7 protein-coding genes are annotated in these 13,595 nt (G+C 33.8%); 1 reads left to right on the top strand and 6 read right to left on the bottom strand.

The window, feature by feature from the left end; all coding sequences use genetic code 11:
• Window positions 1-3 precede the first annotated feature (3 nt).
• The 5 genes from C4S29_RS04355 to tsf all read right to left on the bottom strand — a co-directional run bounded on the left by C4S29_RS04355 (window position 4) and on the right by tsf (window position 11,797).
• Entirely contained in the window at window positions 4-2,607 is a 2,604-nt protein-coding gene (locus C4S29_RS04355; protein ID WP_103912883.1) for a phosphatidylglycerol lysyltransferase domain-containing protein, read from the bottom strand.
• An 89-nt stretch (window positions 2,608-2,696) separates the two neighbouring features.
• Window positions 2,697-3,506 (bottom strand): hypothetical protein, encoded by an 810-nt coding sequence (locus tag C4S29_RS04350; protein WP_103912882.1) that lies wholly within the window; start codon window positions 3,504-3,506, stop codon window positions 2,697-2,699.
• Between the two features lie 112 nt (window positions 3,507-3,618).
• A complete protein-coding gene (locus C4S29_RS04345) occupies window positions 3,619-7,755 on the bottom strand; it encodes a T9SS type B sorting domain-containing protein (protein ID WP_103912881.1) in 4,137 nt (1,378 codons plus the stop codon).
• Between the two features lie 56 nt (window positions 7,756-7,811).
• Window positions 7,812-10,847, bottom strand: coding sequence for a choice-of-anchor L domain-containing protein (locus C4S29_RS04340; RefSeq protein WP_103912880.1), 3,036 nt, complete (start codon window positions 10,845-10,847; stop codon window positions 7,812-7,814).
• A gap of 125 nt (window positions 10,848-10,972) precedes the next feature.
• A complete protein-coding gene (tsf, locus tag C4S29_RS04335) occupies window positions 10,973-11,797 on the bottom strand; it encodes a translation elongation factor Ts (RefSeq protein ID WP_103912879.1) in 825 nt (274 codons plus the stop codon).
• A gap of 134 nt (window positions 11,798-11,931) precedes the next feature.
• Here tsf and C4S29_RS04330 point away from each other — a divergent pair, with 134 nt between their 5' ends.
• Window positions 11,932-12,504, top strand: coding sequence for a DUF6759 domain-containing protein (locus tag C4S29_RS04330; RefSeq protein ID WP_103912878.1), 573 nt, complete (start codon window positions 11,932-11,934; stop codon window positions 12,502-12,504).
• 82 nt (window positions 12,505-12,586) lie between these two features.
• Here C4S29_RS04330 and C4S29_RS04325 read toward each other — a convergent pair whose 3' ends face one another.
• Window positions 12,587-13,543 (bottom strand): acetyl-CoA carboxylase carboxyltransferase subunit alpha, encoded by a 957-nt coding sequence (locus C4S29_RS04325; protein WP_103912877.1) that lies wholly within the window; start codon window positions 13,541-13,543, stop codon window positions 12,587-12,589.
• Between the last annotated feature and the right edge of the window lie 52 nt (window positions 13,544-13,595).

Raw genomic sequence — 13,595 nt, 5'->3', positions numbered from 1 at the left:
TTTTTAAACTTTTTGATGCGATTTCATTACTTTATTTAGGGCATTAGGTATCTGCAGCAAATCAAAATCATTGCCATAAATAAGGTATTTGTTTTCCCAAATTGTAGCATATTTTTCTTTAAAAAAGCGCAGCGTTTGAAAATGTTTTAAACTGCCAACGCGGTGATACGCGTATTTCATAATTTGTTCTGCAGCATTATCTGGCGCGTCTAAACCACTCATTGGTGTGAGGCCCATATTTAGAAATTTCAGATTTTTATTTTTTGCATAATCTATCAATGCTACTATTAAAACATCCATACAGCCTCCAGGTGCCGCTTTTCTTTTCCGGATTAAGTCATAAGTGGTTTCGTCTGGCGCAAAATCTGGTATCACATTTAGAAAAGCTTGAACCTTTTCTTCTGCATCTTTTATAATAATAATGTCTTGATTTTTTAATAAATCGGTCTCAAAACTACCTTGCGAAAAAACGCTTTCTTTTTTGTTGAATTCACTCAACCATTCATCAGAAATATTTTTTAATTCATTTAAAAATTCTTCCTTTTGTGGTGCTAAAATAATTTCTGAAACAAAACCTTTTTTTGAAATACTATTGATGCCGTTTCGCAAAGATTTGCGGTCTTTTCCTTGTAAAGTAAAATTTTGAACATCTACAATTGCTTCCTGACCAATTAATAATTTTTTCTTTTTTAATATTTTAAATAGATCTAAATTTACTTCGGGCACGCGATAGTAAGCCGATTTTAAGCCGTTTTTTTTGCAGAATTCTTCAAACTCTTTTATTGCAAATAGTTTATCTTCTTCATTGCAAACGGGCTCTTCTAGTGCAATGGCAAATCCATTTGCAACTTTATAAGAGGTGAAAGCGTCCAAAGTTTTTGAGACTAAAAGCAATTTGTCTTTGCTTATTTTAAAAAAATCTAGGGCAGAATTCCCGTAATTATTGAGTAAAATTTCCGCCTGTTTACGGCTATCTTTCGCGCCTTCACCAAATATTTGGTTGAATGGTTTTAATAAAGCAAAAAGCAAAAATAACCAAGACATAAATCCTAAAAATTTGGTAATGCTTATGAAATCTTTACCAAAAACAGTTTCGGGTTTTGGAAGGTCGGTATAAAATAAAAGAAAACTTTGAAAGGTATAATAGAGCGATTGTTTCCACGTGAAATCTATACCGAAATGCCGTTTGTCTATTAAATAAAAACTAAAAAAATCAAAGATTAAAACTGCGCAAAGCACTATTGAGACTGATTTTAAACCCATTTTCAACCATTTACGATTGCTTTTTAAAACGTATTGCTTCCGTGTTGAAATAAGTAAAAATAAAGTAAATGCCGCAAAGGTGGCCTCTTCATAATCAAAGCCTTTTAAAACATTTCCGAAAATAGAAAAGATAGAAAAAATAATTGCCAAATACCAAGCGCTTTTTAAGCCTTTTATCAAACGTGCAGAAATTACCATTAATGCAATACCTAAAACCAAAACCAATAGTTTTGACAGATGCAATGCTTCAACGGGCAAATAGTTTTTCATGATACTAATTCGGTCGGCTAAAGGTGGCGTAATTACAGAAATTATATTTATTAAACCTAAAGAAAAGATTGCCAACGCTGGAAAAATCCGTGCAAATAATTTTCTACCATTATAAAGAAAAGCAAAAATCCCTAAAAGTAGCGGGAACCAAAATTCGAAAATTCGATAGAGTAGTGTAATGCCCAAAGCGGTACTGTTGCTAAATCCAAAGGCAGTAAAAATATAAAGCATCGTGAGTTCTACTGCGCCTAAACCTCGCAAAAAAGGGGAAATAATCATTAGTAGAACAGAGACAGTATATCCAATTGCTGCCGCGCTAAAAGATGGCGACGCGCCCAAAGCTGCCATTGCAATAAAAACGTGAAATATACCGACAAATTCAATGATAATAGAATAAATCACAACTCTATAAAAATATTTTTTATCTACTTCTGCAGAAAAAATATCCTCGATATAAACCATTGCTGAAGGAAAAATTTTATCTAAAAATTTATAAAAAAATCCTTTATGCTGAATGTCTTTAAATAATAAAAACAGCAGCAATAGAATAGCACCTAAAACCAAAAGTGCAAGCCAAGCGTTGCCGATATTTTGCCGTTTAATTATACTATATGCAATGACGGGAATGCCAACAAGAAAAACCGTAAATAAACCTACAAAACCATAAATAACGCCAGATTGGTGCATTTTGCCAGCGTTATAATTTTTTCTTTTTAATTCTGTGGGCAAATAGGCCAAAGACGTCACGCCGCCTGCGGGAAGAAATACGCTTAAAAAATTTCGTTTTAAAAATAAAGTGATGGCTTCAGAAATTTTTAGTTTTAAACCAACGGCTCTAAAACTTTCCACATACATCAAGGCTTGAAGCGATACGTAAGCAAGGGTTACAAAAACACCAACTAAAATCCAGGTGAGATTTGCAGCTTCCAACTGTGGAACGATTTGGCGCATTTCGTGCCGCTCACTTTTAAAAAAAACAAAAGCAAGAAGGATTATAAAAATGGCGAGAATTTCTTTCCAATAAGATTTTGGCCAAAAATTTTCGAAAAAAGCGGGTTTTTTAAAAGAAAACATTTAGAAATATGCAATTATTAAGAAACAAAGTTAAAGTAAGTTTACAAATAATAAGCGCAAAAATTTTAATTAAAAAAAGTAATAATTACCTATTCATTTGTTATAGGTTGCGAAATAATTTTTTGAAGATTAGAGTTTTTGAGTCTCACAAGGTAAATAGGAAGGTATTTTTCTATGTAAATTTGCGTGGCTTCATAATTATTATTGTTTAAATAATATTTCAGATTATCTGAACTGTACACAAATTGCAAAAAGTTGGGGATTAAATTTTGCGGAATTTTCAATCTGATAAAATAGTCGTCGCCAAAATATTTTTGAATATTGGTAATATCTCTGGTCATTATTTCGTATTCTTGGTAGCGTTCTTGCTTTTTTCTTTCGCCAGATAAAATATCATAAATACTTTCTAAACTAAAAGTGAGGCCGCCGCCATAAAAACCTGCCACGGGAAGTTGTGGTGGCAAACCGTTTCCTTTTGGTTTGGGCAAACCGATGGCTTTCTCTAATTCGTCTTTTTTCTTATCGGTTCGCAAGGCTAGAACATCTTTTCTAAGGTTGCCAGAAACTTTAAAATTGGGGATTAGAACTTCTTCAATGTCTGTATAAGCCAATTTTAATTCAATTAAATTTCGATAAGAAATCATCATGTTTGGCATTACTTTCACGTCTTTTCTTTCGGTGACGATGGAGGTAAATCGAATGATATCGCCTGGTTTGGCTTCTAATTGAAAATCACCATTAAAATCTGCTAAAACGGTTTTTTGAGTTTCTAGATTGGTAACATAAATTTGATTGAGATAAAGGTTAGAATTGTCTTTCAAAAAAATTTCACCACCAAAAATCTGCGCATGTAGTTGTGCAATGAAGGGAAAAAAAAGTAGAATAAGTAGTCGTTTCATACAGACCACAAAAGTAATTAGAATTTAATAATAAGCAAGTTCTTTTAGTACTAAAGCAAGTTAAATAAATATTAAACTTTGAATAAAATGCAATGAAAAATGATAAATGTTGTTAAAAATTAGTGTTTTTAAGCAAAACCCAACCGCTTTGTTTCACGGTTGTAGCAGCACCGAATTCTTGCCATTCTAAAACGTACCAATAAGAATCTGTTGGTAGGTTCCGAAGATTAGAAGTGCCATCCCAAGTGAAATTATTACTTTCCGTGCCTTTAAAAATCATTTTTCCGTAGCGATCAAAAATTTCAAATTTGGCGTTGTCTTTTGTTTTTAGATCAGAAAAGTTAAAAGTATCATTGTAATGATCGCCGTTTGGCGTAATGACATTGGTGATAACTATAATAGAAAATTCTTTTGAAACAGGATTACATTGATCTGCGGATGTCACAAAAACAATATTTTTACCACTTTTTACATTTGTAAAAACATTTGAAGCTTGCTGTGGCGAACCGTTTAATGAGTAATAATAAGGTTTATTGCCGCCTTCTGCAGTGATAGTAACTGTTGATCCTTTGATGTCAATTGCCGTAATTTTTGGTAATTCAACTTCTTTTACGGAAACATTTTGGCGGTAAATGCAGCCTTTTTGGTTTTCTAAATCTACATAATAATCACCAACGCCTACTGTGATAGAAGAGGAGGTTTCGCCGGTGCTCCAAAGATAAGATGTGAAGCCACTTCCTGCATCGAGAACGGTTGTTGTTCCAGGGCAGATATTTTTGTCTTGCAATACGCTAGATGCTCTTGGGACATCAATAGAAATATCTAAAGTTGCAATAACAGGGCAAAAACCAATTTTGGATATTCGGAAATAGTAAGTGCCGCTTTTGTTGACTGAAACTGGGTTAGAAATGGCGTTTTGTGCCATTTTAGCATTTTGTAAATTATCATAATAACTTACGTTCACGGTAGGATCAGCGGTAAATTCTGTTAAATATTTTGTAAGATCTACACTTTTAATGTTATCTAAATTGTCATCGCATTCAGACACCGATACTGTATTTTTAATTAAAGGAAGTAAAGTGCCTATTTTTAAATTTAATGCCTGAACAATTGGTGGGCAAAAAGCAGATTCTACCCGAACATAGACTGTTGTATTTGTATTGTAGGCAAAGTCATTTGGTAAATTATTGGTTCCACCTGCGTTTGCGAAGGCATCTGTCGCGTAATATTTTACGGTAAATCCTGCGCTGTTTGGTAATATAATAGGTGTGATATTTGAAAATTTAATATTAACAAAACCGTCAAAATCATCGTCGCAATTTTCTGCGGTGTAATCTGCGGTGTTTAAAACGGCTTTCAAAGATTCTTTCACTTCAACTGTTTGGTCGATTGAGCAGCCGTTTTGTGAGGTGAGTGTAACGGTATAAGTGCCTTTTCCTTTTGTTACACTTTGTGTGGTTTCACCGGTGTTCCATAAATAAGATTTAAAACCAGAACCTGCATCTAAAAGAGTGGTAGAACCTTCGCAAACTGTAATTTCTGCGGGCAAAGTTGTAGAATTTAGCGGTTTTGCAAATATTAAATTTAATTCTCCAATATTGTCGCAAACACCTGTTTTTGAAAATCTTACAAAATATGAAGTATCTGCAGAAATTATTTGATTTGCAGAAATTTCACTACCAAAAACATTTGCTTTAGCCTCTGCTAAAGTTTTGAAAAATGTATATGTTACACCAGTATCAGTTGTAAAAAATGGAATATAATCTGATAAAACAATGTTTTCTGAAGAATTTTGAGAACAAACATTTTGTGTGATAGGAGAGTTTATTGAAACTTTAGCACCAATTGTAAAATTGATAATACCTGTTCCGGGTAAACATCCGTCGGGCGAAATTACACGAACGTAAACTTGTGTATCCGCAGAATAAGACCAATTATTAGGTAAGAAATTTCCATTTAAAGCATTGGCATCTGCTAAATTTAAGTAATATCTCGTCTCGAAATAAGTTGCGTTTTGTAGAATTATTGGCGTAATGGTAGAAAAATCAATATCTATTTTTCCATCTAAATTTTCATCGCAATTTGTGGCGTTGTAAAGTGTGGTGTCTAAAATAATTTCTGGGAAAAACTGCAAAGTAATTGTTGCAATATCGCGGCAACCTTCTGGTGTTGTTACTACGGCAAAAACATCGCCGCCGGTAGAAGAATAGGCTGTAAAGTTTAAAATTTCTTGTGTGGGATCATCATTTTGTGCGCCTAGGAGCGTTTTATAGTATTTTTTGGTAACAGGAGAACTGGTGGTAATATTTGCGCTAGAAAGATCAAATATGCCACTATTTCCTACTTTGCAATTTGTTAAAGTGGCATTGTTTACGGTCAACTGTCCAAGTGTTATATTTACTGTAACTTCTTCACATTCTTCAAAAATACCGTCACCACAAAATTTATATTTAAAAGAGTCTGTTCCGGTTGAACCTGCGTTTGGTGTATAGGTAATATTCCCTGTTGTAGGATCTATTTTTGCAATACCTTTTGATGGTGGAGTTGTAATTTTTATCGTACTTAAAACAATGTTTTGCGTAGAATTTGTAAATTTTGGTATGATGGTAAAAATGCCACAAACTGTTTTTGTAATCGTGGTTTCTGTTGGGCATTTTAGTACTAAAAAAGGTTTAGTTGTTACGGCAGGGCAAGAGCCATTCGTAACTTTTACCGTGTAATTTCCTGCAACTAAAGGCGCAAAAGTGTTAGATTGCGCTCCTGAAATAGGGACGTCATTTAGCAACCATTGGTAAGTATCAAAACCAGATTGCACTTCTAAAATGATTCCCGGTATGCAAGTTCCAGATTTTTTAGAAATTGCAGGAATAGAGGAAAAACCTGCGAAATAGCCGCCATACCCAACTGCGCCATCGCCAGCCGCAATACCCGCAGTTACAGATTTTGTAGATTCAATTGTGATGTTTCCAGAAACATTTTCTTTGGAATAAGTGACCCAATTTGTGTTCCCTAATAAAGGATAAGGGCCTTCTGTTGGAGCAAGTGCGACACCGTTTATTTTAACACTTGCGCCAGCTTCGGTGATTATATTTAATTTCGTCGGAATTTTTAGTTGCCCAAACGGATAGCCATTAGAAAAGGTCAAATTTTCATCTATCAAACCAATCTCATCAATAGTCTTTGGAAGATAACAACTTAGCGGTGGAATATAATTAAAGCCGCCTGTTGCTTGCACATTACCAGAGTTTGCACCTGCCAATAATTCATAGAGATAAATATTTTTTGTTGCTTTTACATACATATTATACACATTTCCGCTGTGCGCTGTGTAATAAGTTTCTGATAATTTGTAATATTGGCCTTCATTTAAAGTAGCAACAGCGGTAGGTATATTATTTACATAAATTTGCGTATTATCTTCAGTTGCGATAATGAGGCCGCCTTCCATCCCATCACCGATAGGGCCATTTCCTTTTACTAAAGCAAATTCTTGCCCCAATCTTTCGACAGGCACAGATTGATCCATCAAAATATCCGAACTGTTGGAATAATTGCCAGCATATTGCCCATTAAAATTTCCATTGGTCACAGAAATTGGTTTGTCTGAAACTATTTTTGCACCTATAAAACCAAGCCTGTTCCCAAAAATATTACCTTTTCCATCAATAATGTAAGACTCTCCTTTGTTTAAAGTAAATGTGATGGTTGAAGATTGGGGCGTAGAAAAAATAACGGTGGGTTGATATCCAGAAATAGTAACCGTCGTGTTATCTTCGGTTGCTAAAACACTCGTCATAAAATTTAAAATATTATTGCTAACGGAAATTGGCGCCACCGCAACATAAAATTTCGTCCCAATTCCTGCTTTTCCTTTGGATGTTAAAATTTCTGCATGGTTATACATAGAAAATCTTAAGTTGGCAAAATAGGGTTGGTCACCTTTCGTATAAAGACCCATTGTAACGGGATGAAACAAATCTGTTTCAGTAGTAGTAATAATGTATTTACGAGGAACGCTAAATTTTTGAGGGTTTCCTTTGCTTACATTTACAGTGCCAATTGGGATATTATTATTATAAATTGTGACAGGAAATGGCGTCGTAACATTTGTAGAGAAATAAATAGTTTGAACTTCTTCGCCATTGTTTACCCGATCCATCATCGGTGCAAACCAATGCTCAGTATCTAGTTGCGCAAAGCTTTTTATAATTAAAAATGTAAAAAATAGAAAGGATAATAATTTTTTCATACTATTTGTGGTTCTTGCAAATTTATAACTAATTATTTATTTGCTTTTGAAACAAATTATCGGTTTTTAAGTAGAATCCAATTTGTGTAAATAACAGGGATTTGTGTGTCTGGCTCAATCCATTTCAAAATATACCAATAATTTCCGGTAGGTAAATTTCTACCATCGCTTTTCCCATCCCAAGTAAAGGTTTTATCCGTGTTTTTGTAAACTAATTTTCCAGTTCTATCAAATATTTCTATGGAAACATCATTTTTTATTTTTAAATCAGAATAATCTAAAACATCATTTTTGCCATCTCCATTTGGCGTGATTACGTTAATCAGATTAATAATAATAAAATCTTTAGTTGCAAAACCGCAATCATTTGCTGATTTTACATAAGCCGTGTGAATACCGCGCAAAACGTTTTTAAATATATTAGAATTTTGAAAATTTACTCCATCAATGCTGTATTGATAAGGTTTAGTGCCATTTTCTGCCAAAATTTCTACAGTGCTTCCTGTAATGTTTATTTGTTTAATAATTACTTGTGAAGAAGCCGTTACGGTAACATTTTGTCTGTAAACACAGCCATCTGTTGAGGTTAAATCTACATAATAATCGCCTACGCCAACTAAAATAGAAGAAGTCGTTTCTCCTGTGCTCCAGTGATAAGATTTAAATCCACTTCCAGCGTCTAAAATAACTTTTGCATTAGAACAAATCACTTGATCTTTTAAAGATGTAGAACCTTTAGGAACATTAATATTCACATTTAAAGTGGCAATAGCATCACAAAAATTAAATTTAGAAAACCTTAAATAAAAAGTTCCATTTTGGTTTACAGAAACCGGATTTGAAATTGAATTCTGTTTATTTTTAGCATCTTGAAGACTATTGTAGTAACTCACATTCACGCCAGAATCTGTTGTAAATTCAGACAAATATTTAGAAAGATCAACGGTTTTTAATCCATCAAAATCATCATCACATTCTGAAATTGTAGTATTATTTTTTATTAAAACTAATGAATTTCCTATTTTAAAATTTAAAGGCTGAATAATTGGCGGACAAACCGAAGATTCTACTCTCACCCAAACCGTTGTGTCTGAAGAATAGGAAAAATTATCGGGCAAATTATTTGTTCCACCAGCGTTTGCAAATGCTTGTGAAGAATAATATTTTACAGTAAAACCCGTAGAATTTGGTAAAATTATGGGCGAAATATCAGAAAATTTAACATCTATTTTGCCGTCAAAATTATCATCACAATTTTCACCAGAATAAGCAGACGTGTTTAAAACGGCTTTCAATTCTTCTGTAACATTTACATTTTGGCGAACTGTGCAGCCATTTGCAGAAGTTAAATCTACATAATAATTTCCTTTTCCTACAGTGATTTGTTGTGTGGTTTCGCCCGTGCTCCACAAATAAGAAACAAAACCAGAACCTGCATCTAAAATGGTTGTGGAACCTTCACAAACTGTCACATTTGGCGGAAGTGTGGTGGAATAAGTTGCTGTTTTAAACAATAAATTTAAAGTTCCGATATTGTCACAAATTCCATTTTTAGAAACTCTAATGTAGAAAGTTTCATCTTGGTTAATGTTTTGATTATCAGAAATTTCGGTACCAGAAATATTTGCTTGTGCATCAGCAAAAGTTTTATAAAATTTAAAACTAACAGAAGTATCTGTAGTGAAAAAATTAATGTAATCTGAAAGTAACACAGCCTCCGAACTTCCTTGTGAACAAATGTTTTGTGAAATTGGCGAAGTTATCGGGATTTTATCACCAATTTTAAAATCAATGATAGAAGTAATTGGTGGGCAATTTGACGCAGAAGTTGCTTTTACATAAACTCTTGTATCGGCATAATAAGACCAATTGGTCGGTAAAATATTTAGATAATTGGGATCTGCGTAAAATGAAAGTTGATAGCCTTGCAAATCACTAGAAACTTGCGGAATTATTTGGCTAAAATCTACATCAATTTTTCCATCAAAATTATCATCACAATTTGTGATTGTTAAATCTTTTAAAACTGGCGCGGCAGAATATTCTATATTGATTTCTCCTTTTAAACTACAACCAGAATTTGAGATTATCACAGAATAATTTCCTGCTGAAGTTACCGTGTAAGTTGCATTTGTTTCCCCAGTTAAAATTTGATTATTCTTGTACCATTGATAAGTTGCGCCTAAAGTTGTAGCATCTAAAACCAAAGAAGAACCAGCACACAAAGCATTATTTGTAGCAATTAATCGATCTGGTCCTAAATCTTTATTACCCAAAAAACTTCCGGCTTTTAAGAATACACCAGAATCGTAAAGACCATTTCCTTGGTCGGCAATCACTAATTTTATATGGTATTTTTCACCTGGGATTACATCAGTTTTTGCTGTTAAAATTTTAGTTTGACCATTAAAACTCACCGGCGAATTTTGTGGATTAAAACCTTCAAAATATTGGGCGTTTGCAACAGGGCAAATTGTTCCGGGACCACGAACGGTATTTACACTTACAGGAATATTGGTATTTGGAACTAAAGCAATATTTGTATAAGCGTCCGTGGAGTTTGCTTTTTTAATTAAAAATGCAAAACCATCAGTGTAGCCACATTGGTTTGCAGAAGGATTTGAAAGATATTGTTCAGAAGCAAAAATATAATCAAAACTAATTTTATTGGTTTGCACAGGAATAAAATCAAATTCTAAAGAAGTCGCGTTGAAAGTGCCGCCAATTCCTAAAGCTTTTTCTAAATCTGCATCTCCGAACCAATTAGAAGCAGTAGAACTCGTGTTTCCATTATTTGGCCCAGGTGCTTGAAAAAGTCTTCCTGTAGAAAGTAAAATCCCTTCACCTAATGGAAAACTTGAGTTTGATTTATTAAAATAGCCATAACTCAAATCTCCGCTACCAAAATCCCAACCAGATACTTGCACATTAGAAACTTGCACACAATTAGAATTTGCACTGCCTAAAAAAACATCTTTCACTAATTGATCTGCTGTGTAAACATTGTCAACAGAGATGTATTGCGCCTTCAAAAAAAAGGTACTGCAGAGAACAATGATAAATAATATTTTAAAGTAAAAAGCCTTAAACATAATTTGGGTTGTAAATTTACTTAAATAAAAACAGATTTTAAGCAAAAAAAATCTCCGCTGATATTCAACGGAGATAATATATTTAGAATAACGAGATTTCTGTAAAATCTCTCGGTTATAAAAAATTAAGTAAGGCTTACTCTCACAAAACCAACTACTTTTAAATCACTACTAACAGATTTCACATACTCTGCAACGCTCATTCCGCTATCTTTAATGAAAGCTTGGTGAACCAAAGTGTTGTCTTTGTAGAACTTTTGCATTTTACCTTTCAAAATATTATCGATAATATTAGCAGGTTTTCCTTCTTTAGTTAAAATATCTCTTTCAATTTCTAATTCTCTATCAATTGTTTCTTGAGACACTTTTGTTTCGTCTAAAGCAATCGGGTTCATCGCTGCAACTTGCATTGATACGGCTTTTGCGGCTTCACTTCCGCCATCTACTTTCCCAGAAAGTGCGCTGATTGCTGCAATTTTATTTCCAGCGTGGATGTATGCACCAAGAAATGGCCCTTCAATTCTTTCGAAAGCACCGATTTCAATTTTCTCACCAATTAACCCAGTTTGCTCTATTAATTTATCAGCAACCGATTGTCCGTGGAAATCTGATGCTAAAAATTCATCTTTATTAGAATAGAAAATTGCTTGTTCTGCCAATTCATTAGCCAAAAGAACAAAATCTGCATTTTTTGCAACAAAATCTGTTTCACAATTTAGTGCTATGATTGCGCCCATTGTGTTGTCTTCGTTTACCTTTGCAATTACAGCACCTTCTGTGGATTCTCTATCTGCTCTGTTAGCGGCAACTTTTTGGCCTTTTTTTCTTAGAATTTCAATTGCTTTTTCGAAATCTCCTTCAGATTCTACCAAAGCTTTTTTGCAATCCATCATTCCTGCGCCTGTAGTACTTCTTAATTTTGCTACGTCTGCTGCTGCGGGTGTATACATATCAAATATTTTATTAAATTTAGTGTAAATTATTGCTGTTTTTTCAGCGCTGCAAAGATAATAAATTTAATGCAAACTAAAAAGATGTATTTAACGTTTAAATAAAGTTATATATAAAAATCATACCCTTAAAAATGAAAAAATTTCTATTTATTTCTAGTCTATTATGTTCAATTTTCGTTTTATCACAATCGAAATATACGGAGGCTCAAGTCGAAAAAAGCAATGATCCTCAGGTAATTGCAAATTTTGTGAAATATAATCCGAACAATCCGAAGACGCCAGAATTTAAAAGAAAACTTTATTCATTAATTGCGGGTAAAGGCTCTACTGCGGCGCAACCTAAAGTAACAAACCTTACCAAAAGAAAGTTAGAAAAGGAGGTGCGGCGCGATTTGAAGGACGGCTCTAACGATCGAAATAAAAAAACGGCGGCGGTTTTAACACATCTTTTTAATAATGATCCTAGCGATAAAAATGCCTACATCCAAATTGTGAATAATTCTTCCTGCAATTTAATTATGAAAATTAGTGGTAAAAAGTATTATAATTTAACAATTCCGGCAAGAAATAATAATTTTATAATGGTTGAGAAGGGCACATACGCCTTAAGTTCTTCGGTTTGCGATGCTAAATATTCTTCTGTAAAAAGTGTTACTAGAGATATTGTGATAACATTGAATAACCCAAAATACATTAAAAAATAAGATAAATGTAAAGCTTTTTATACACAAAAAAAATCCGCAGAAAAATAATTTTCCACGGATTTTTTGTATTATTAATAAGGTTTTAGCCTTTAAATTTCCCCATTTCAATAAACTTGTCTTGTCTTTGTGTTACCAATTCTTTTTCGGAAAACTTTCTGAATGCGTTTATATTTGTAAGGATGGTTTTTTTAACATTTTTAAAGGTTGTTTCTGGGTCATAATGTGCGCCACCAAGCGGTTCTTCTATAATGCCATCAATAAATTTTTCGTGCAACATATCTTTCGGCGTTAATTTTAATGCATTGGCAGCATCTTCTTTATGATCCCAATTTCGCCATAAAATTGAGGAGCAACTTTCGGGTGCGATTACAGAATACCAAGTGTTTTCGAGCATGTAAACCTTGTTTCCAACACCAATTCCTAAAGCGCCGCCACTCGCACCTTCACCAATAATGATAGTGATGATTGGTGTTTTCAAAGTCGTCATTTCAATAATATTTCTCGCTATTGCTTCTCCTTGCCCGCGTTCTTCTGCTTCTAAACCAGGATATGCGCCCGGTGTATCTATTAAAGTTACCACAGGTATTTTAAATTTTTCCGCTAATTTCATCAATCGCAGTGCTTTTCTATAGCCTTCCGGATTGCTCATTCCGAATCTGCGAAATTGTCTTTCTTTGGTCGTTCTACCTTTTTGCGTTCCGATAAGCATTACACTTTGGCCATCTATTTTCGCAAGGCCGCCAATCATTGCGGGATCATCTGCAAAATTTCTATCGCCATGGAGTTCGAGGAAGCTATTCGCATCTACTATTCCATTTATAAAATCAAGCGTATAAGGCCGATTAGGATGCCTAGAAAGTTGAACTCTTTGCCAAGGTGTGAGATTTCCGTAGATTTTTTTCTTGGTTTCTAAGATTTTATCTTCGATCTGGCTGCAGGCCAATTTTACGTCAACGCCGCTTTCATCACCTACAAGACTACAAGTTTCGTACTGATCCATCAAGTCTTTCACGGGTTGCTCAAAATCTAAATACTCCATATTTTACGTTAGAATTATAAATCAAATTTAATTAAATATTTTTGCAATCTAC

The sequence above is a fragment of the Halpernia humi genome (assembly GCF_900108025.1).
Lineage (GTDB): Bacteria > Bacteroidota > Bacteroidia > Flavobacteriales > Weeksellaceae > Halpernia > Halpernia humi.
Note: the sequence above shows the minus strand (reverse complement) of the source record. Positions and strands in the feature narration are given on the sequence as shown.